Annotated in this window: 19 protein-coding genes and 1 pseudogene; 10 read left to right on the plus strand and 10 right to left on the minus strand. The window is 69.3% G+C overall.

Annotated features, from left to right (window positions below):
* Positions 1-59: 59 nt before the first annotated feature.
* Complete coding sequence (locus DLJ59_RS34845) at positions 60-359, minus strand: hypothetical protein (RefSeq protein ID WP_208648948.1); 300 nt, start codon at positions 357-359, stop codon at positions 60-62.
* 27 nt (positions 360-386) lie between these two features.
* Here DLJ59_RS34845 and DLJ59_RS38005 point away from each other — a divergent pair.
* Positions 387-563: pseudogene (locus DLJ59_RS38005) on the plus strand (zinc-binding dehydrogenase); the annotation flags it as partial.
* Positions 564-786: 223 nt separating this feature from the next.
* A complete protein-coding gene (locus tag DLJ59_RS34855) occupies positions 787-2,097 on the plus strand; it encodes a M48 family metallopeptidase (protein ID WP_208648943.1) in 1,311 nt (436 codons plus the stop codon).
* A gap of 103 nt (positions 2,098-2,200) precedes the next feature.
* On the opposite strand, the gene DLJ59_RS34860 is transcribed toward DLJ59_RS34855, so the two are convergent.
* Positions 2,201-4,009, minus strand: coding sequence for a S9 family peptidase (locus DLJ59_RS34860; protein ID WP_158630949.1), 1,809 nt, complete (start codon positions 4,007-4,009; stop codon positions 2,201-2,203).
* 164 nt (positions 4,010-4,173) lie between these two features.
* On the opposite strand from DLJ59_RS34860, the gene DLJ59_RS34865 reads away from it, so the two are divergent.
* Both DLJ59_RS34865 and DLJ59_RS34870 read left to right on the plus strand, forming a co-directional pair.
* Positions 4,174-4,527, plus strand: a complete 354-nt coding sequence (locus DLJ59_RS34865; protein ID WP_124778364.1) for a hypothetical protein — start codon at positions 4,174-4,176, stop codon at positions 4,525-4,527.
* Positions 4,524-7,019, plus strand: a complete 2,496-nt coding sequence (locus DLJ59_RS34870) for a P-loop NTPase family protein (protein WP_124778365.1) — start codon at positions 4,524-4,526, stop codon at positions 7,017-7,019. Before DLJ59_RS34865 ends, DLJ59_RS34870 begins: the two co-directional genes overlap by 4 nt.
* Positions 7,020-7,094: 75 nt before the next feature.
* Here the strand turns inward: DLJ59_RS34870 and DLJ59_RS34875 are convergent, their stop codons facing one another.
* Positions 7,095-7,592, minus strand: coding sequence for a DinB family protein (locus DLJ59_RS34875; protein WP_208648944.1), 498 nt, complete (start codon positions 7,590-7,592; stop codon positions 7,095-7,097).
* Between the two features lie 222 nt (positions 7,593-7,814).
* Between DLJ59_RS34875 and DLJ59_RS34880 the strand changes: the two genes are divergently transcribed.
* Positions 7,815-8,963: a TRAFAC clade GTPase domain-containing protein gene (locus DLJ59_RS34880; RefSeq protein ID WP_124778366.1), complete on the plus strand. Its 1,149-nt coding sequence runs from the start codon at positions 7,815-7,817 to the stop codon at positions 8,961-8,963.
* Positions 8,960-9,310, plus strand: a complete 351-nt coding sequence (locus DLJ59_RS34885) for a hypothetical protein (RefSeq protein WP_124778367.1) — start codon at positions 8,960-8,962, stop codon at positions 9,308-9,310. Before DLJ59_RS34880 ends, DLJ59_RS34885 begins: the two co-directional genes overlap by 4 nt.
* A gap of 234 nt (positions 9,311-9,544) precedes the next feature.
* On the opposite strand, the gene DLJ59_RS34890 is transcribed toward DLJ59_RS34885, so the two are convergent.
* From DLJ59_RS34890 to DLJ59_RS34915, 6 genes are all read right to left on the minus strand, one after another.
* Entirely contained in the window at positions 9,545-11,017 is a 1,473-nt protein-coding gene (locus DLJ59_RS34890; protein WP_124778368.1) for a phytoene desaturase family protein, read from the minus strand.
* A 25-nt stretch (positions 11,018-11,042) separates the two neighbouring features.
* Positions 11,043-11,798, minus strand: a complete 756-nt coding sequence (locus DLJ59_RS37810; protein ID WP_124778369.1) for a class I SAM-dependent methyltransferase — start codon at positions 11,796-11,798, stop codon at positions 11,043-11,045.
* A gap of 59 nt (positions 11,799-11,857) precedes the next feature.
* Complete coding sequence (locus tag DLJ59_RS34900; protein WP_208648946.1) at positions 11,858-12,733, minus strand: hypothetical protein; 876 nt, start codon at positions 12,731-12,733, stop codon at positions 11,858-11,860.
* 164 nt (positions 12,734-12,897) lie between these two features.
* Positions 12,898-13,098, minus strand: coding sequence for a linaridin-like RiPP (locus DLJ59_RS34905; protein WP_124778370.1), 201 nt, complete (start codon positions 13,096-13,098; stop codon positions 12,898-12,900).
* A gap of 160 nt (positions 13,099-13,258) precedes the next feature.
* Positions 13,259-13,822, minus strand: a complete 564-nt coding sequence (locus DLJ59_RS34910; protein ID WP_124778371.1) for a hypothetical protein — start codon at positions 13,820-13,822, stop codon at positions 13,259-13,261.
* A complete protein-coding gene (locus tag DLJ59_RS34915) occupies positions 13,819-14,745 on the minus strand; it encodes an alpha/beta fold hydrolase (RefSeq protein ID WP_158630950.1) in 927 nt (308 codons plus the stop codon). The genes DLJ59_RS34910 and DLJ59_RS34915 overlap by 4 nt, the downstream gene beginning before the upstream one ends.
* A 477-nt stretch (positions 14,746-15,222) precedes the next feature.
* On the opposite strand from DLJ59_RS34915, the gene DLJ59_RS34920 reads away from it, so the two are divergent.
* The 4 genes from DLJ59_RS34920 (at position 15,223) to DLJ59_RS34935 (ending at position 18,118) form a co-directional block, all read left to right on the plus strand.
* A complete protein-coding gene (locus DLJ59_RS34920; RefSeq protein WP_124778373.1) occupies positions 15,223-16,053 on the plus strand; it encodes a hypothetical protein in 831 nt (276 codons plus the stop codon).
* Positions 16,046-16,546 carry a SigE family RNA polymerase sigma factor gene (locus tag DLJ59_RS34925; RefSeq protein WP_124778374.1) on the plus strand — a complete coding sequence of 167 codons (501 nt, stop codon included), beginning with the start codon at positions 16,046-16,048 and terminating at the stop codon, positions 16,544-16,546. The genes DLJ59_RS34920 and DLJ59_RS34925 overlap by 8 nt, the downstream gene beginning before the upstream one ends.
* Entirely contained in the window at positions 16,543-17,202 is a 660-nt protein-coding gene (locus DLJ59_RS34930; protein WP_124778375.1) for a hypothetical protein, read from the plus strand. The genes DLJ59_RS34925 and DLJ59_RS34930 overlap by 4 nt, the downstream gene beginning before the upstream one ends.
* Positions 17,203-17,410: 208 nt before the next feature.
* The gene (locus tag DLJ59_RS34935; protein WP_158630951.1) at positions 17,411-18,118 is read left to right on the plus strand and encodes a serine hydrolase; all 708 of its coding nucleotides are present in this window, start codon (positions 17,411-17,413) and stop codon (positions 18,116-18,118) included.
* 76 nt (positions 18,119-18,194) lie between these two features.
* Here DLJ59_RS34935 and DLJ59_RS34940 read toward each other — a convergent pair.
* Positions 18,195-19,205: chitinase (locus DLJ59_RS34940; RefSeq protein ID WP_244236390.1), on the minus strand; the 1,011-nt coding region annotated here is incomplete at its 5' end.

Genomic DNA, 19,205 nt, shown 5'->3' on the forward strand with positions numbered 1-19,205 from the left:
GGTCGACGTGCAGGCAGGCGCGCGCGAGGCGGACCGCTCGGCACGGTGTCCTCAGGTGGCTACCCCTGGGATGCCGACGCCGGGGGTGCCAGCCGCGCCACAGGTGGGAGCGGCGAGGCATCCGGGCTGGCGTGAAATGCCTGGATGGCGAGCGCGGCGAAGCGCCGGGAGGCGGTGACCTTGGCAGTCGGCGAGGACGCGTGGATACCGCTGTTCGCCATGAGCACGAGGATGACGTCGTCCACTGCGAAGTCGGGGCGCAGACGACCGGCTTCCTTGGCCCGGCGAGCCAGTTCGGCGATCGACCCGAGAGCATATTCGCGGCGCGCGTCGAAATCCACGGCATTGGGAAACGTCAAGGTCAGAGCCGCGGTAAAGCCCCCGGCTCTGGTCCCGGCGCGGACTCACCGTCTCTCGGAGGAATCGCCGCCGCCGGCGACCTCGCCGAGCAGGGCCGCTTCACGGTGCCGGTCGCTGCCGTGTTCTCCCTGGAGGAGGCGGCCGCGGCCCACGAGTTGAGTGAGTCCCGCCACGCGCGAGGAAAGATCGTGCTGAAGCCGTAGCGTGCCCCACCCGCCGTGGACCCAAGTTGATAGCCACGTCCGATTGGGCAGCCGAAAGGTGCGCTCTCTCGACGGTCATCGTCGTTCGACGGACGGGACCGCACGCCTTCGGGCGGGCGGTCCCAGGCGTTCCGCCCATTGACGTCGGCGACGGCCGCGGTATCGCCGCGTGGCCCCGAACCTGAGCGCGCATTCCGGTCCCTGAGATCTACACTCCACCCTCGTGCCGACGAAGACGACGCCAAGCAGGTGTCCGGACTGTGCCCACGACCTGATGCTGATGGACGCAGGGGTGCTTCCGTGGTGTCCCGACTGCCGGTGGAACCTGGACGTGTACGACCCCGCCCTGGCTCCCTGGCGTGGCACCAGGATGATCGGCCGTTGGGGGTTCCGGCGCGGGCTGGAGGTCGACCGGGCGACGCATGAGCAGCTGCTGGCCGACCCTGCGGCACGCCCGGCTGCAACGTCGTCGGGCGAGGCCTGGCTGTCGGCAGTCTCCGTGGTGCTGGCCCTGCTGGGGCTGGCGGCGGTGGGCTACCTCGTCTGGCTCGCCGTGGCCAGCGACCTGCCGCCGGGCGTCCGGCTGGCTCTGGCGATCCCCGCCGCGCTCGTCCTGCTGCTGGTCAAGCCGTCGTTCGGGCGGATGCCCACGTATGGCGTGATCACCGAGCGCGAGGCTCCGCACCTGCACCGCCTGGTACGGGAGGTGGCCGATGCCGCGGGGACACCGGTTCCCGACGTGATCTGTGCGGACCTGAGCCTCAACGCGGGTGTCGCCCGGCTGGGTTGGCGCCAACGGTCGGTGCTCGTCATCGGGATCCCCCTGTGGGTGATGCTGCCACGACCGGCCCGGGCTTCGCTCCTGGCCCACGAACTGGGCCACCTGGCCAACGGCGATCCGCTTCGGGTACGGAGGACCCTGCTGGCGAGGACGTTCGGCGCCCGCGCGGTAGCGGCCACCGGTGGGCGGAACCCCTGGCGGCGGGCCGTAGGCGCGGCGGACTCACTGGCCGAGGAGGGGAGAGGAACGGTCGTCCTCCTCGGGATGATCGTCCACGGAGTGCTCGCTCTGGCCAACGTCGCCGCCGCGACCGCGCAACTGCTCGTCGACAGCGTGGCGATGCCCGACAGCCGCCGCGCCGAGTACCGGGCCGACCTGGTCGCCCGCCGGGTCGCCGGCAGCGCACCCTTCCTCCAGTCCTCCGAGACGGTCCTTCTCGCAGGTCGGATCTGGCAGGACCTGTGGCATCTGGCACCGCGCATCGACGGCGGGCAACTGGAGGCGATGGCCGCTGAAGCGCGGCAACGCCTGACCGTGCACCTGCCGCTGGCCCGGCAGCTCAGCCGGCGCTCCACCGACCTGTGGAGTACCCACCCGAGCGATGACCAGCGAATGCGCCTGATCGAGGCCCTGCCCAGCGTCGACGGGGAGTGTGGTGTCGACGACAGCCGTTGGGCCAACATTGACGCTGAGCTCGCGCCGTGGCGCCGCGCCGCACACAACGCCCTCCTCGGAACCCGGGATCGCTTCTGAAGAGCTCGCGCCACCAGGACCTGTGGAGACCAGTTCGGTGCACGAGCGGCTTACGCGCCGGCCGGCGGGCTCGCCGCCAGCGCCGTCGTGGTTCGGGCCGGCCCTAGTCGCCGAGGTGCTTGATGAGGAACTCGCCGGCATTCGCGAAGGCCCTCGCCTGGTTGTCGCGGCGAAGCAGGCCGTGGCCTTCGTCCGGGAAGACCTCGTAGCGCACCTCGACGCCACGGGACCGGAGCCGCTCGACGATCTGATCGCTCTCCTGCCGTGGTACGCGAGGATCGTTGGCGCCCTGGATGACCATCAGGGGCGCCCGGATCCGGTCGGCGTGGGTGACCGGCGAGCGCGCCATCAGTCGATCCGCGTCGGCTTCCGGGTCACCGATCACCGCGGCCACCAACGAGCGCCACGTCGGCGGTGACGCCTTGGCCAAGGTGACCAAATTGCTCGGTCCATAGAGATCGACGCCGGCGGCCCAGTTCAGCTCCGACAGTCGGCTGAGGCACGACAACACGGCGAAGCCGCCGTAGGAGGCACCCATGACCCCGATACGATCCGGGTCGATCCACTCCTGTGCCCGCAGGTAGGCGACGGCGTCGGCGAGGTCGGTCAGATCGCCGCCGCCCCAATCGCGGTTGACGAGGTCGGAGTAGGTGCGGCCGTAACCAAGAGAACCCCGCACGTTGGGAGCGAAGACGCCGACGCCATGTGCCAGGAGATACTGGTAGAAGCCGTCGTGCATATAGACCGGCAGCTCCTGCCAGGCCGGACCACCGTGGATCGAGATCAGGACACCGGCTGGTCCCGGTCCTTCGGGACGGTAGAGGTAGCCGGGGATCTGACGGCCGTCCTGCGCCGGATAACGGACCAATGTCGGCTCGCGGAAGGTGGCGGGGTCAGCCGTGACCGGCCGAACGTTACTCAGCCACCTGAGCTCTCCGTACGTGAGATCGATCAGGAGAATGTTCCACGGTCGGGTTGCCGTGGAAAGCCGCAGCACGACGAAGCGCCCGTCGCCGGACACGGTGAGGCCGGTCGCCGCGCCAGCGGGCAGCTCCGGCACCCGGATGTCGGCGCCCGTGACGAGGTCACGCCCGCGCAGTTGGGTAAAGCCGTCGACATTGACGTTCCAGACCAGGACCCGGCCGTCAGCCGAGAGAGCGACCTCCTCCACGTCCCAGTCCGGAGTGTCCAGCCAGGTGAGGGCGCCGCTCTCCGCATCCATGGTCGCGAGCCCGGTGAACTCCCGACCGACGTTCGACATCACCAGGAATCCGCTGCCGTCCCTCAGCCACGGCCCCAACCAGTAGGTCGCCACATCGTCGTACGGCGTCAACGAGCGCGGTTCGGCACCGTCGAGAGTTGCGAGATGCACCAGGTGGTCGCTGTTGGTGGTCCGCCACTGGGCGAGGGTGAGCCGGGACCCGTCAGGGGACCAGTGCCCGGGGTAGACCCGGCCGCCGCCGGTGTAAACCCGGCGTACCTCATCGGCCGACAGGTCGAGCACAAGCACGTCCTGGTCGGCCGGGTCCCGGTCGTTGCCGCAGTAGGCGATGAATCGGCCGTCAGGAGAGAACGGTTCGCCGAGGGCGGCCGAGTACTGCACGTCCGGCGCGTCGGTTAGCCGCACCGGGATGCCGCCAGCAGCGTCGATCCGGTACAGCTGCGTGTTCTCGTCCCCGCTGTCGTCGGCGAGGTACAACAGCCACTCACCGCCGGGATGCCATGCCACCCGGCGGACCGTCGAGTCGGTGCCGGCGGTGAGACGTCGTGTGTCGCCAGTCGACAGTGCTTGTGTGACAAGGTTGAACTGGCCGTTGGCGTCATCGACGTAGGCGATCGCGTCACCATCGGGAGCGATCGCCAGTGTCGGCAGGAATCTCAACCCTGACTGAAAGTCGCGGTATCCGGGCACGTAGGGAATCCTAGACAGTCGATGCATTCAGGCGGCCACGCCCGTAGCGGGGGTGAGCCCGACGACGCTCGTCATTCGGCCCGTCAAGCGGTCGCGCTGCTCGCCGCAACCCCTGGGCTCCTCACGCCGCGCACGCCACTTGACGAGCACGTCACGATGACCCTATGAGTCCACGCCGTCACCTCGTGTTGTTGATCACTGGACTGCTGGTCGCCGCGCTGGCCACCTCCTTCGTCGCTCTGCGCTGGGACTCGGCCGACAGGATCGCGACCGCGGTGTCCGCGCTGGCGGGGCTCGCCGGTGTCGGCGTGGCCCTCTGGGCGGCCCTCCCGGCGGCCCGTTCCGGAGTCCGCGCCCGGGAGACCGGGGCGGCACGGGCACGGGGCACCGGATACGCCAACTCGGGCATCGACGTCCCGGTCGGCGACACCACGCCGATGGAGGTCGCCGGCACCGGGGAAGCCACGGCCGGCGACGGTGGACAGGCGATCAGCGGAATCCTTCGTCGCCGCCGATGAACCGGGATCCCTCCGACGTGCCGGCCTCGGCCGGGTACGTCGTTACCAACACCGGCGGCGCCTGGGCCGACGCCCCGGGCAGCGTTGCGATCTCCGGGTACGTCGACGGCGACGTCATCCTCGGGCTGCCGCACTATCGACTGACCGTCCTGGCCAGCGAGGTGCCACGTCCGGCAGAGACCCTGCGTCTCGCCGAGCTGCTCGACGCGCGACACCGAGTGGTTCGTTTCCTCGGCCGCGACGAGGAGCAACGGTCACTGCGGGAGTGGCTGACCGTCACGGGGGCTCGGTCGGACCGCGCGGTCCAGCTGATCCACGCGCCGGGCGGCCAGGGCAAGACGCGCCTCGCCGACCAGTTCGCGGAGACGGCTCGCACGGCCGGCTGGGAGGTGCTGCGGGCCCACCGCGAGCCAGGGGAGCCAGATCGCGCTGCGACGCGCGGCCCACGCCCGACCACCGTCGGGCTCCTGGTGCTCGTCGACTACGGCGACTGGTGGCCCGCCAGCGACCTGCGGGCGTTGTTCACCGACCCCCGACTGCACCGCGTTGGCCCGGTCCGGGTCCTGGTGCTGGCCCGGTCCGTGGGGTATTGGTGGCAGGCGTTGCGGCACTGGCTGCGGGCCACCGTGGGCATGACTGTCGGCGAATTCGAGCTGGCTCCGTTGGCACCCGACCCGGACACCAGGGAACGGCTCTTCCACACCGCCGCCGCCCGCTTCGCCACGCTCGTTCCGCACTCCCGAATCGACGCGGTGCGCGTACCGGATCTGGCCGACCCGGCGTTCGGAGCGGCACTGAGTCTCCAACTGGCCGCGCTGGTCGCGGTGGCGGTGAGCCACGATTCGACCCTGCGGATGCCATCCACGTTGGTCGACATGTACGGATACCTGCTCGACCGCGAGGTGGGGCACTGGCAGCAGTTGCTGGCCGGCCATGCCGTCACCAGCGCCGCCGAGCAGCTCGACCGCGCCGTTCTCGCCGCGATGCTGGCCGGTCCCGTCCCGTACGACGTGGGCCGGGCGATCCTGCGCTGCGCCGATGTGGGCGAACCGGGCAGGGTGGTCGAGGTGCTGGCCAACCACTCAACCTGCTACCCGCCCCGGCAAACCGGGTGGGTGCTGGAGCCGTTGCAGCCCGACCGCCTCGGTGAGGCGTACCTCGCACTGGCAATTCCCGGTCACCGGTGGTCGTCGTACGCTCCGAGGCCGTGGGCGCCCGGGGTGGTCCGCGCCCTGCTGAGCGGTACGGGCATGGCCGCCCCGCAGGCGGCCCGGGTCCGGGCTGGTGCGCTCACGGTGCTCGTCGAGGTGGCGGCCGGCTGGCGACACGTCGCCGACACTGTCGTCCTGCCGGCCCTGCGCGACGACCCGGCGCTCGCCACCGCCGCCGGCGGGGCGGTGCTCGCGAAGATCGTCGATCTGCCGGACGTGGACGTTGACCTTCTGGCGCGGATCGAGCCCTTCCTGCCGCCACGGCGTCACATCGATTTCGACAACGTGGCGCGCGAGGTGGTGGCCCGCCTCACCGCGGACCGCCTGAGCCGGCATCCGGACCCGGCCGAGCGGGCCCGGCTGCACATCGCGTACGGGCGCCGGTTGGCCACGGCCGGGGACCGCGAGGCGGCGCTGGAGCAGGCCGACCTGGCCGTCGCGGCCGGCGAAGCCGCGGTGGCGGCGGACACCTCGGCGGAGACGTCCACACTGCTGGCCCTGGCCCTGCACCTGCGGGCGCACCGACTCGCCGCCATGAACCACTACCATGCGGCGTTGGCCAACGCGGAACGGGCCGTGGAACTGCTCACCCCACTCGCCGGGGCAGCGGACGAGACCGGGTCGATCCAGTGGGCGCTCGCCGAGGCACTGGACAACCTCGCACTCCGCTTGTCGAACGTCGAATCACACGAGAAGGCCGAGGCGGCGGGTCGACGGGCGGTCGAGTTGTTCAGCGGTGGTCGCAGGTCGGCACGAAGTGAGCGGGGCCTGGCCGGGGCGCTCACCAACTTGGCGGTGATCGAGGCGCATCAGGGTCGGGGCGCACAGGCGCTGGCGACGGTCCGCCGGGCGGAGCGGATCTGGCGTCACCTCAGCGACGACGAACCGTCGGTGTACCGGCCCGAACTGGCGCTCGCTTTGAACACTGTCAGCCTGCGGCACGCCGAGTTGGGGCAGGTGAGTGCCGCGGTGGCGGCTGCCGAGGAGTCGGCGGGAATCTTCCGCGACCTGGTCCGGGCCAACGCGCTGGCCTTCGAACTCGATCTGGCCGCCGTGCTGGCGAACCTCAGTGGATACCTCTGGCAGTTGGGCCGTCGCGCCGAGGCGTTCCACTACAACACCGAGGCCGAGGAAATCTTCGACCGGTGGGGCGGGGCGAACCCGCAGGCGTACTCCCTGCACCTGCGCCACCTCCGCGAGAACATCGCGGCGATGCGCGCCAAGCAGTCTCCGGTCGACCTGCGCCGTTGGGAGTTGGGCGCGCAGTCGTTCAACAGCTGACGGCGGCCCGATCAACTCACCTTCCGGCTCACGACCTGGTACGAGGTGCCGTTCCACTCGGGGCGGGGGAGGCGGCTATCGAGGTCCGAGCCCTGTCTTTCCGTCGATGAGCTCGCGCACGACGTCGAGGTGACCCGCGTGGCGTGCCGTCTCCTCGATCATGTGAAGGACGATGCGCCGCAGGTCGGTGACCTCGTCTCTGAGGAGCGAACCTGGGTGGCGCCCGCGCACAGGTGCTGACAGTGGCGTAGAGGCAAGGACGGCGTTGGATCGCTCGCACTGTTCGCGGTAGAACGCGAAGACCACGGATGGTGGTCGTGGGGTATTCAGGGGCGCGTGGTCGTCGTCAGGCCAGGCCAGTGGCTCGGCTGAGCCGGTAGCGACCTCCTGGAACCAGTGTCGCTCGGCGTAGCCGAGATGTTCCACGAGGCCGAGCGGCGTCCATCCCGAGGGCAGGACAGCGGTTGTCAAGGCTTCGAGGTCGAGGCCGTCGACAATCGCGTGAACGCTGGCACGTTGCGCCTCCAGGAACATCAACAGTGCGTTCTTCTCGCCGTCTTCCACGCGGTCCACGCCCTCCTGGTCAGAATGATGTTCTCGGTCGGGGCCCCGCCCGGACCCCTGTCAACGAATGCGGCACGTTAGCAATCGGGAGCGACATTCTCCGGGCACGGTCACGGGCACGGCTTGCCGGTTGGACGCGTCGGCCGCGCGCCCCGAGCCCTCAGCTGATGCGGCGATGGGCCGGACGGTCGGCGGAGCGTTGCGGTGTGCCTGCTTCCGTAAGATCCTCACATGCAACTGAGCAGAGCGCTGGAGCAGCACATTGCAGTGTTCGGTGAGAGTGGCAGCGGCAAGACCGTTCTGCTCTCCTCGTTCTACGGTGCCACGCAGGAGGCCCTGTACCTGCAGAAGAATCTGTTCGACGTCGTGGCCGACGACATCGGCCAGCACACCCGGTTGCATCAGAACTACCTCGGCATGAAGAACTCGGCGCGGCGGCCCGCGCAGAACCGGTTCACCGCCACGTCCTACGCCTTCTCCGTCAAGCTGCGTGATTCCTCCGACGACGCGGTGAAGGCAAGGCCGTTCGACGCCCTGCGCGTCATCTGGCACGACTACCCGGGTGAGTGGTTCGAGCAGGACGCGAGTGGGCCGGAGGAGGCTCAGCGGAGGGTGGACACGTTCCGGTCGCTGCTGAGCTCGGATGTCGCACTCCTGCTGGTCGACGCCCAGAAGTTGCTGGACAATGCCGGCGAGGAGGAGCGGTACCTCAAGTCGCTGCTGTCCAACTTCCGTACCGGACTACTGTCGATCAAGGATGAGCTGTTGGAAGACGGCAAGCCCCTGGTCGAGTTCCCGCGGATCTGGGTGATGGCGCTGTCCAAGGCCGATCTCCTGCCGGACATGGACGTGTACGAGTTCCGGGATCTCCTCACCGACAAGGTCGGCGACGACATAGACGAACTGCGTAAAGTGATCGCCGGGCTGGTGGAGGCGAGCGACGCGCTGGCCGTGGGCGAAGATTTCGTGCTGCTGTCGTCCGCGAAGTTCGAGACCGGAAAGATCAAGGTGGCCGAGCGCATCGGCCTGGACCTGATCCTGCCGATGGCCGCCATTCTCCCGTTCGTTCGACACGTCCGCTGGTCCCAGGCGATGCAGCTACCACGGAAGGTGGCCGAGAACCTGCTGAGCAACGCCGGGACTCTGGCTGCCGCGCTGATCACCCGAAAGAGCTGGCTGCCCGCTCGGATCGAGAGTCTGCTGAGTTTCGTCGATTCCGATCTCGTGAACGAGGCGGCCAAACTCGCCGGGGACAAGCTCCGGAAGATCAACTCCGAAGCGCTGGCCCGACACGATCACCTCACCGCCACGCTGTCCGGCTTCCGAATGGATCTGGACTTGGGCGAACGGGAGCAGGTTCTGCTCCGGAGCCGTCGATGAGCATCATCTGGGCCACTCGCGGGCGGGCCTGGGGGTTCCGGTTCCTCCTCAAGGGAGGGCTGGAGGATCCGTTGCTGGAGTACGAGGACGCCTTCGCGGGGGCGGGGGATGACGCGGAAATCTGCCACCGGGCCGGCGCGAGGGTGGCGCTGCGTTTCCCAGACCCGCTGGACCGGAAGGACGCGGCTGGCCGGGTCATTCCTCACGAGTTCGTGGTCTCCGGGCCCTTGGCCGAAGAAATCGAATCGGTTGCGGACGGGCTCCGGGTGATCTGGAGTCGGCCCGGGGTGGCTGACGAATTCGAACGGATCTGGGATTCACCGAAGCCGCCCCCGGATCAGGAATGAGCGAAGGGGTGTCCCCGATGTGCACAGCGCCCCTTCGCGCTCTCGGTGGCCACACCCGGGCCGCTCCTCCACGACTCGATTGGTGACCCGGGCACGGCGGTCAAGACCGACCTGTGGCGGCGGCTGGATCAGGTGAATCTCGACCCGCTGCTCAAGCCGGCCGACTTCCGGACCATCGAGGATGTGCGACGAGGCATCCGGGCCCGGCGACCGCCCTCAGGTCGGACCAGGCGCTCAGCGTCGCTGCGCTGGGCCGGCCCCGTCGTCGGGCCCCAGTCGCGGGATCGTGGTCACGTTGAACTCCGCACGGAGGGCGGCTCGGGCGGCGAGATACCCACACATGCCGTGCACGCTGGGGCCGGGAGGCGTCGACGCCGAGCACAGATAGACACCGGGTAGGGGAGTGCGGTACGGATTCCAGGCGGGGACGGGACGGAACACGGACTGTGTGAGCGTGACCGCTCCCGCCCCGATGTCACCGCCGGGATAGTTCGGGTTGTACGACTCGTACTCGGTCGCCGGAACGCCGCGGGACGCGATGACCGTGTCGGCGAAGCCAGGCGCGTACTTCTCTATACGGCGGGTGATCAGCGGCACCGGATCCCGGGCATCGCCGTTCGGTACGTGGGCGTAGGCCCATACCGGGCGGCGGCCACCCACGGCGCGGCCGGGGTCGGTCACGGCGGGGTCGACGACGAGCACGAACGGCTCGGCGCCGCCCACCCCCCGGACCGCCGAGTTCTCCGTGGTGAGCGTTTCGGCGCGGGTGCCGCCCAGGTGTACGGTCCCAGCGCCTCCCACCTCCGGGTTGGCCCAGGGAATGGGCTCGCTGACCAGGAAGTCCACCTTCGCGGCCGCCGGGCCGTAGTGGAAGCGCTTCAGCGCCCGGCGGTAGCGCTGCGGTAGCCGGTCGCCGGCCAGCGCGAGCAGGCTGCGCGGTGTGGTGTCCAGCATGATCACCCGGGCGTCAAGCTCCGCCAGGTCGGTGACCTGGTGACCAGTGTGCACGGTGCCGCCGTGCGACCGTAGGTCGTCTGCCAGGGCCTCGGCGATGCGAACACTTCCGCCCTGGGGCAGCGGCCAGCCGGTCGCGTGTGCCAGATGCCCGAGCAGTAGTGCGATGGCGCCGGCGGCCACGCTGGGGAGCCGACCCATCGCGTGCGCCGCGACCCCGGTGAGCAGTGCTCGTGCCGGTTCGGTGCGCATTCCGTTGGCCCGCAGGAGATGTTCGAGTATGCGCGGACCGAGCAGCAGCGGGGCGGCGAGGTCGTCCGGCAGGGACCGCTGGCCGGACAGCAGGAAATCCGTGACACCCGCGCTGTGCCGGACCAGCGGCCCCATCAGGCGCTGCCAGCGGCGCCCGTCCGGGCCGAGCCGGTCGCAGGTCGCGGCGAGGTCGTGGTACGCGACCGCGGCGGCGCCGCCGTCCAGCGGGTGCGCGTACGCGATCGACGGCCGCAGCAGCACGACGCCGCGGGCCGCGAGGTCGAACTCACGGAAGAACGCCGACGCGGCTGCCATGGGGTGTACGGCCGCGCAGAGGTCATGCCAGACCTCGGAGTCGAACAGGGTTGCACCGCGCAGACCCCCGCCGACGGTGGCGGCCTGTTCATGGACGTGCACGCTCAGCCCGGCACGTGCCATGGTGACGGCTGCGGCCAGACCGTTCGGGCCGCTGCCGACGACGGCGACGTCGACGCGGGTCATGCGGGTGCCCTGCCGGCGTCGAGGTTCATGCCGGCTTGCGGTACGACGCGATGAACAGCGCGGATTCGGGACGATAAGCGGTCCGCTGCCAGTCGCTGTAGTGAGCCTCTGGCCGCAGACCGGAATCCTGGGCGTAGAGATCGACCTCGTCGGGAGTGAGCAGGCGTGCGGTCTCGGTGCCGATGCGGTGCGTGCCGTTCGACTTGAAAAGGATGGTCGACACCTGCCAGATCTGGTTGTCCGCCAGCAGCGTGCAGTGCATCTCGATGCCGGTGTCCGGCGTCGGGTAGGGCACGAAGACCGTCGTACGTGCCAGGCCCCCGTGCAGGGCCACGATGCCGGGACGGTTGTGCGTCTCCACGAGCAGCCTGCCGCCGGGCCGCAGGCGCTCGGCCGCGCGGGCGATGGCATCCCGTTGCCCGTCCGGGTCGAGGATCAGCGAGAGAGTAGAGCAGACGCAGTAGACGAGGCCGTACTGGCGGTCGTCGCGATAGGTTCGGATGTCGTCGAGCGTCGCGGTCACCTCGCCCTCGTCGGCCTTCTTCTCCAGAGCGGCCAGCATCTCCGGCGACGAGTCCACACCGGTGATCGGACCGACACGGCGCGACAGCGGCAGCGCGATCCGGCCCGTCCCGATACCGAACTCGAGGGTGCCCCAGGCCGGGTCCGGGTGCAGCCTGACCATGGCGTCGACGGTGGCCTGGATGGCGGGTCCGTACGGGAAGATGAGGTCGTACCAGCCCTCGAACTGCCTGCCGTAGCCGATGTCCGACATCGTCATTGGTCCTCCGTTTCTGTGCGGGACTGCTGGCGGCGCTGCTCGGCAAACGTCCGTCCAGTTCAGGCGGCCGAGATGGTGGCGGGCCGGGTTGCGGCGGCCAGCTCACGCTGACGCTGTGACAGCACGTAGTGGATCGCCGGATGGGTGGCGCCGAACGCGAGAACGAACCGGTTGAGCCCCATGAACTGGCCGATACCGAGGTGGAACGCCGTCATCGTGGCGAGGTAGGCGCGGGACGCGGGTTTGGGGAGTACGTAGATGACGGGGAAGCCGCACTCGATGGCGATCGTGCTCCACGACAGGGCCGTGGAGATCCAGGGGTAGCGGGTGAGGAGCTGGTGCACACGTGGGTCTCCGTAGCTCCTGGTCCGCATGACCCCGGCGACGGCGTCGCCTTTCAGCCAGACCGGCGAGACGGCCTTCACCACGCCGGACGCGACATAGGACAGCGAGGTTTCCAACGCCAGCGTCCGCAGGGCGAGGTCGTCGGCCTGCTCGCGATCGCGGATCAGCGCGGTGGAGGCCATGGTGATGTTGATGACCTGCTGTAGTTGGTCCGCGCCGTCCCGGCCGAACGGAATGAAGGCCGACTGCACGCTCTGCAGGGCAGCCAGCGTCACGCCCCCCGCGATCCGCAGCGGCCGGTTCCTGGGCCAGAGGAACGTGGCCGCCGACACGGCGGCCTGCGTCCCGTAGACCGCGTAGGGGAAGGCCCGGGACGCCAGCGCACGATTGACCCTGGGGAATCGTTTCGCGAGCCAGGGATGGAAGGCCTCGACCTGGCTTCCCAGCAGGTCGCCTCGCGCGAACCGCCGGTGCTGGCTGAGTGTCTCCATTGCCGCCACGAAGGTCCCCGCCGCGGCAATGCGGCGTACCGCGGTGGGCGGGTGCACCGGGGCGAGATTCGAGACCACCTGGGTCAGGCGACGGAACACAAAGTCTCCATTCCTGGTGAGAATGAGGTGGCAGCACGACCGTGAGGGCCTGCCCGGCCCGGAGTCGGTGGTGACGCCGCCGGCGCCGGTGCCTCCGCGCTCGGCGAGTCACCGGCCGCCGGCGACGCCGGCCCGGTCAGCGGCACTCGGCGTGCCGCCGGCCGTCAGTAGTTGTTGCGGTCGACGTAGTTGGCGATGTTCGCGGCCAGCATCCCCGTGGCGAGGAAGACGGTCTCGACGATCAGCGGCGTGGCCATCACCGGGTCGGCGGGGGTGTCCAGACGGGCGGCGGCGTCCGTCTCCGAGAGCATCCCCGGGGAGACGTCGGTCAGTGACTCATTGGCGAACTGGGCTACGAGGGACATCTTGGTCCTTTCTTCGTGATCCTGGTGACGGATCTGTTGACGGTCCTTCCGATAGAGCAGTAACTGCTCCCCAGGGGGCCTGGCGCCCGTTTCGGCTGGGGGTTCCGTCCTCACGCCCAGGCAGCGGTGGCCTGAGGACGAAACTCCCAGCCGAGGCCGTCTACGCCGCGACGACCGCCGGCGGTGGTGGATCCAGCGGGATGTGCTCGGAGGCGAACAGGGGTTCCACCGCGTGTAGGTGCCCGCGCTCTGGATGGGCCCGCAGCAGCATGAACTGGGTGTGGTCGGCGCCCGGCTCGTGTGGGATCACTGTGGTCAGGTAGCGCTGAAGGACCTGGTAGCCGGGGCTGGAGACGAGCCGGCCCATGTCTGCCGACGATTCGTTGGCCACCAGGATGATGACCTGGATCGCGTCGAACAGAACCTTCGGTGCGCGGTTGCCCGCGTTCCAGGCCAGGGCGTACCAGGGCCGGTTCAGGGTGACTTCGATCTCCCGCCAGACACCCGCCGTGCCGTCTGTGACGTCCCGGTAGAGCAGGTGCGAGTCCGACACGCCGGGATTGGGGCCGAAGAACCTCCAGTTTGGCGCCCGTACGAAGCGCAGCGGGCCCCGTGCGAGCAGATGGTCGAACCTGCTGTCGGGGAGTTGACCAGCGGCGGTCCTGACCAGCCATGCCGCGAGCCCGGTGGAGACTGCCGCGTAGACGACGCGCTGCCCGTTCATGCGTTGCTCCCGGGGACCACCAGCTCAGCGAGGATCTTCGCGTGGGTCTCCTCCGCGACGACCCCCATGTGGTCGGCGTCGGCGCGCACGTGGTGCCACGAGCGATCCGACAACTCCAGCATCCGTTCCTGCGACGCGCGGTGCCGCACGTCACTCCGGGTGCCCTTCAGTGCCGTCACCACGTGCAACGGGACGGCCAGCTTGCGGACGGCAGGGTAGGCGCGAGCTGCCAGGTACTCGCGGTACGCGGTGGCCCAGACGCGAGGTAGCGCGTGGAACGCGGTGAAGCTCTCCTTGATCTCGCTGGAGTAGAGCTCACGAACCGGTATCACCGGACGCAGGACGTTGAGCCCGGCGGCTGCCCAGAGGCACTCCATCAACAGCCGCTGCCGCGTCCACCAGTCGGAGAGCTGGCCGAGGCTGGCCTGCAGGTCGGAAATAATCGTGGCATCCACCATCACCACGTGGGACACGCCCGCGTCCCTTCTGGAGGCGGCGTACGCCGCGGCCAGGTAGCCGCCGATCGAGTGTCCCGCCAGCACCAACGGGAGGCCGTCGAGGTAGCACTCGCGCAGCTCGTCGATGATGCAGAGCTGATCTTCCAAGGTGGCCCCGGTCAGCGGGCTGCTGAGGCCGTAGCCCGGCCGGTTGTAGCCCACGATGGCCGCGTTCTCAGGCAGGTGCTCGCGTACCCAGGCCCACTGCTCGTGCGGAAGGCCGAGGCCGTTGATGAAGACCACGCCAAACTTGGCGTCCGGCGGACGCCGTTGGTCGACTTCGATGACACCGCCATTGGGGCGGGGCATCGTGGAGAACGCCGACATCCGCCTGCGGGTACCGAGAAACCGCGTCCGCGCACCGGTCGCCCAGCTGCCGACGCACAGTGCCGCCATGCCGATGGCGAACTTCCGTTCGATTGACATCGCACTCGCTGTCCGCGCGCCCATCATCTCTCCTCGTACGCCCCAAGAGCCGGCCCCGACTTCGGCCAGATGGCAGCCGCACCGACGGGCAGGTCACCGACCGTGGTGCGCCGTTCGAGCCTGTCCCAGCACGCCTCGATGGGACCAGGGAAATCGCTGTACGGGACAGGTCGGAACAGGTCGGAACGCGTCGTCGAGCAGGTCGCGGGGGACCCGGGCGACAGGCGTCCGCCACCGATCTCACCCGTGCGCGTGGCGCTGGCGCGCACCGTGGGCTCTGGCTGGCCGACGCGCCGCGTCAGCAAAGCGGCGCCGTTGAAGTTTTTCTGCCGAATCGCTGTAACCAAATCGGCTGGCCAACTCGTCTGGTCAGCGACGGATCGCCACCGCCGGTGGTCGACAGGGAGAGGGGTACGGGACATGGGTGACGTCCGTGGGCGTTTGAGGGAGGACCTGGCCCAATACCCTGCCCCGCCGTTGGGTGACCTGGTCCAGCAGTCGATGGTGCAGGGCCGCCGACTGCGCCGCCAGCGCCGCCTGGCGCAGTTCGGCGCGGGCGGCTCGGCGTTGGCGATGTTGCTCGTGATCGGCCTGGCCGCCGGGCCGCTCGGTGTCGGTGCGAATGACACCGCTGAGCCGGGCGGGCTGACCGGTGGCTCGCCGGAGATGCCGGTCGGCACCACCACGCCGTCGCCGGTTCAGTCCTCCGAGGGACCACCAGGTGCCGAGGGTGCCAACGACAACCAGCAGGCAGATCCCCTTCGGGCGGGCCTGCCGACTGCCTCGACCAGGGTGATCGGCACCGTGAGGATCGGCGCGGAACCGGGCGGCAAGTTGCTGACCACCACACCGGAGGGCGCACTGGAACTGCTGACTCGGCTTCTGCCCGGGGGGAAGACCAGCGGTTACGCGAGTCTGCGAAGCGGCGAGGCGGCCGGCCTCGGCATGCCGTACGTCGAGCTGCACCTGGATCGAGGCGCTGGCCCGGGCATGCTGCGGCTCGCCATCTACCAGGGTGGCCTTGGCGGCGGCCCGGCCCCGGGGACGGTGGAGCTGACCGAAGTGCCCGACGACTGCGTACAGAACAAGATGGTCACGGTGCATCACCCCAGTGGCATCCAGGTCACTCTGATGATTTCCACCTGTCTGGTCTGGGAGGGCAAGGGGACCTCGCCGGCACGACCCGTTCTCTCCGTGGACGAGGCGATCGAGGTTGCCGCCAGCCCGATCTGGGGGACGAAACTGCCGGCCGAGTTCGTCGTCACCGGTACCAAGAGGTTCTCGACGCTGGCCCGGTCGAATGGCTGACGAAGAATTCGTCGAGTTCGCGCAGGCGGCCGCTGGCCGCCTGCGCGACGCCGCGTTCCTGATGTGCCGCGACTGGCATCTTGCCCAGGATCTCACCCAGACGACGCTGGCCAAGGTGTACGCCAACTGGAGGCGGGTCCGCCGGGCCGACGACCCGCACGCGTACGCCCGCAAGATGTTGCTGCGGTGCCTGATCGACCAGCAGCGTCGTCGCTCCAGCCGCGAGTTGGCGATGTCGGCGCCGCCGGATCGGGGTGAGGAACATCCGGCTGAGCTGCGCATGACCCTGCTGGATGCGGTCGCCACCCTGCCGTTGCGGGATCGGGCGATCGTCGTCCTGCGCTACTGGGACGACCTGAGTGTGGAGACAGTTGCCGAGGTTGTGGGCGTCTCCACCGGGGTGGTCAAGAGCCAGAGCATGCGCTCCCTCAATCGTCTGCGCGAGTTGCTCGGCGAGTCCCGTGCCGAGCTGTTCGCCGAGGAGCGCCATTGATCGGCCGGACTCGCGGCAAGGGTCGTGGCTCGCTCGCTGTCGTGCCGATGGTCCTGACGGCGTTGGTGCTGATGGCCGCGGGGTGTCATCGGGGAGAGCCCGGCGTCGGCCCCGATGAGCGACACACCCCGAACGCCGAACGGGGCGGTCCGGGCAGGTTGCTGGGGGCGGGCGATCTGGGTTCGGACTGGCATGAGGATGACACGCGAACCGGTCCGCCTCCCTGGCCGTGGGAGCAGGACAACTGCCCCAACTATCAGAGCGGCGACTACCCGGCCAAGTCGCATCGGCGCGAGGCCGTGCAGCGCTACTACCGGCCCTCGGACGGCTCGTCGCCGGCCCACCACGTTGTGGAGACGTACGAACCGGGATGGGCCGAGCGGAATGTCGATGACGTCCGGCGGGTCCTTCTGCGGTGCGCGAGCTACCTGGTCCTCGGCTCGCGGATCTCGTTCGACGTCGTCGATCCGCATTATCTCGAGGGTGCCGGCATCCTCATCCGAGGTCGCATCACGCGTGCCGACGCCCTGAATAGCGTCACGTACTTCGTGATGCTGAGACGAGGCGAAACGGTCTCCACGGTCAGCGTGCCCGATCCGGGCAGCCGGGCCGCGGTGGACTCGATCGCGGCGAGGGCGGTGGCCCGTCTTGGCTGAGCGGAAAGGTCGGCAGCTGCCACGCCGTTGGGTTGTCTCCACCCTCACCATGTCTCTCGCTGGCGTGGCGACGGCCGCTTTCGGGGCCACTCGCGGTCGCTACGGCGACGAAACCGGCCCATCGCCCCGTCCTTCACCTGCCAGTCCGATTCCCACGACGCCAGCCATCGACCGGATCGACCAGGCGAGAACGCGTATCAAGGCCTACGTGGAGCGGTACGAGGGCCGCCTGGCGGTCGCGGCGCTGGACCGACAGGGAACGGCTGCGGTGACGGTGGGCGCCAAACGGTTCGAGACCGCCAGCATTGTCAAGGTCAACATCCTCGCGGCCCTTCTGCTGCGTCAGCGACCACCGGGCAAGGCCCTGAGTTCTGCCACCCGACGGTTGGCCGAGGCCATGATCGTGTCCAGTGACAACGATGCGGCGGTAGCCCTGTGGCAGCGGATCGAGGGCTCGCGCGGCCTCGCCGCCGCGAACCGCGCGTTAGGTCTGCGCGAGACCAAGCCCAACCCGCACTGGGGACTCACCACGACGACGGCTGCCGACCAGCTCCGTCTGCTGACCGCGCTGACGTCGCCGACGGGACCGCTGACCCCGCAGGACCGTACCTTCATCATGGGCCTCATGAGGAAGGTGATCCCCGAGCAACGATGGGGAGTCACCGCCGCGCGAGAGCCGGGCAATCCTTCCGTCTACGTCAAGAACGGCTGGGACACCGCTGATGTCGACGGCGGTCGTTGGTTGGTCAACAGCATCGGGCGGGTCGTCGAGGCCCGTCATGACTGGCTGATCGCCGTGCTCTCCGACCATCACGTGAGCCAGAAAGAAGGCATCCGGGTCGTCGAGAAGGCCGCCACCTACGTGCTCAAGGAGATGCGCGCCGCCACTGCGGGCGACGGCCCTTCGCAGCAGTAGCCCGCGTGCCTCGGGCAGGCCGACCGTGGGTGCGGTCGACCTGCCCGGCTGACGGTAGGCCCGACGCCATCGCCTGTCAGCGGCCCTGCAGGCGCTTCACGTTGTCGCCGAAGGTCCACCCCTTCGACCCGTCCCAGTTCGCCGACCAGGTCATCAGGCCCTTGAGGCCGGGTACGGAGTTCCAGGCCTGGGTGACCAGCGACGTCGACAGGTGGCCGCCGCCCGCCCCGATCTGCGCGGGCAGGCCCGGGACCTGCTTGTCGTACGGCACGCGGATGGTGGTGCCCTGAATGGTGAGGCCGTTGTTCAGGCACTGCGTCTGCACCGTGAAGCCCTGCACGGTGCCCGCCGGGTACGAGTCGCCGGCGCAGCCGTACATGCTGCCGTTGTAGTACTGCATGTTCAGCCACCAGAGCCGGCCGTTGTCCACGTACTTCTTGATGATTGGCAGGTACGAGCCCCAGATCGAGCCGTAGACGACGCTGCCGCCGGTGACGTAGGCCGTCTCCGGCGCCATGGTCAGGCCGAAGTTCGAGGGCATTCGGGCCAGCACGCCGTCGATGATCCGGATCAGGTTGGCCTGCGACGTCGACAGGGTGTTGATGTTCCCGCTGCCGGTCAGGCCGGTCTCGATGTCGATGTCGATGCCGTCGAAGTGGTAGGCCGTCAGGATCGGCACGATCGTCGTGATGAACCGGTCGGCGACCGCACTGGAGCTGAGGTCGATGCCCGCGGCGGCCCCGCCGATCGACATGAGGATGGTGGCGCCGGCCGCCTTGGCCTGGCACATCTCGGCCGGGGTGGCGACCTTCACGCCAGCGTCCATGCCGTTCTCCCAGAGGACCGTGCCGTCCGCGCGGATCACCGGGAAGGCCGCGTTGATCACGTTGTAGCCGTGCTGGTTGAGCCGGCTGTCGGTGATCGGGATCCAGCCGAGGCCGGGGTGCACGCCGTTGGAGGCGCCGTCCCAGTTCTCCCAGTAGCCCTGCAACACCTTCCCGGTCGGCCGCGACTTCACCGCACAGGTTCCACCGGTCGGCGGCGGCGTGGTGGGGGGAGGTGTGGTCGGTGGAGGCGTGGTCGGCGG

This window comes from Micromonospora inaquosa, assembly GCF_003857055.1.
In the GTDB taxonomy this organism is placed as follows: domain Bacteria; phylum Actinomycetota; class Actinomycetes; order Mycobacteriales; family Micromonosporaceae; genus Micromonospora; species Micromonospora inaquosa.

Coding starts and splice junctions, on each gene's coding strand:
- DLJ59_RS34865 (WP_124778364.1), top strand. CDS start 4,174: ATGAGTCCACGCCGTCACCTCGTGTTGTTGATCACTGGACTGCTGGTC.
- DLJ59_RS34870 (WP_124778365.1), top strand. CDS start 4,524: ATGAACCGGGATCCCTCCGACGTGCCGGCCTCGGCCGGGTACGTCGTT.
- DLJ59_RS34880 (WP_124778366.1), top strand. CDS start 7,815: ATGCAACTGAGCAGAGCGCTGGAGCAGCACATTGCAGTGTTCGGTGAG.
- DLJ59_RS34885 (WP_124778367.1), top strand. CDS start 8,960: ATGAGCATCATCTGGGCCACTCGCGGGCGGGCCTGGGGGTTCCGGTTC.
- DLJ59_RS34890 (WP_124778368.1), bottom strand. CDS start 11,017: ATGACCCGCGTCGACGTCGCCGTCGTCGGCAGCGGCCCGAACGGTCTG.
- DLJ59_RS37810 (WP_124778369.1), bottom strand. CDS start 11,798: ATGACGATGTCGGACATCGGCTACGGCAGGCAGTTCGAGGGCTGGTAC.
- DLJ59_RS34905 (WP_124778370.1), bottom strand. CDS start 13,098: ATGTCCCTCGTAGCCCAGTTCGCCAATGAGTCACTGACCGACGTCTCC.
- DLJ59_RS34910 (WP_124778371.1), bottom strand. CDS start 13,822: ATGAACGGGCAGCGCGTCGTCTACGCGGCAGTCTCCACCGGGCTCGCG.
- DLJ59_RS34915 (WP_158630950.1), bottom strand. CDS start 14,745: ATGTCAATCGAACGGAAGTTCGCCATCGGCATGGCGGCACTGTGCGTC.
- DLJ59_RS34925 (WP_124778374.1), top strand. CDS start 16,046: ATGGCTGACGAAGAATTCGTCGAGTTCGCGCAGGCGGCCGCTGGCCGC.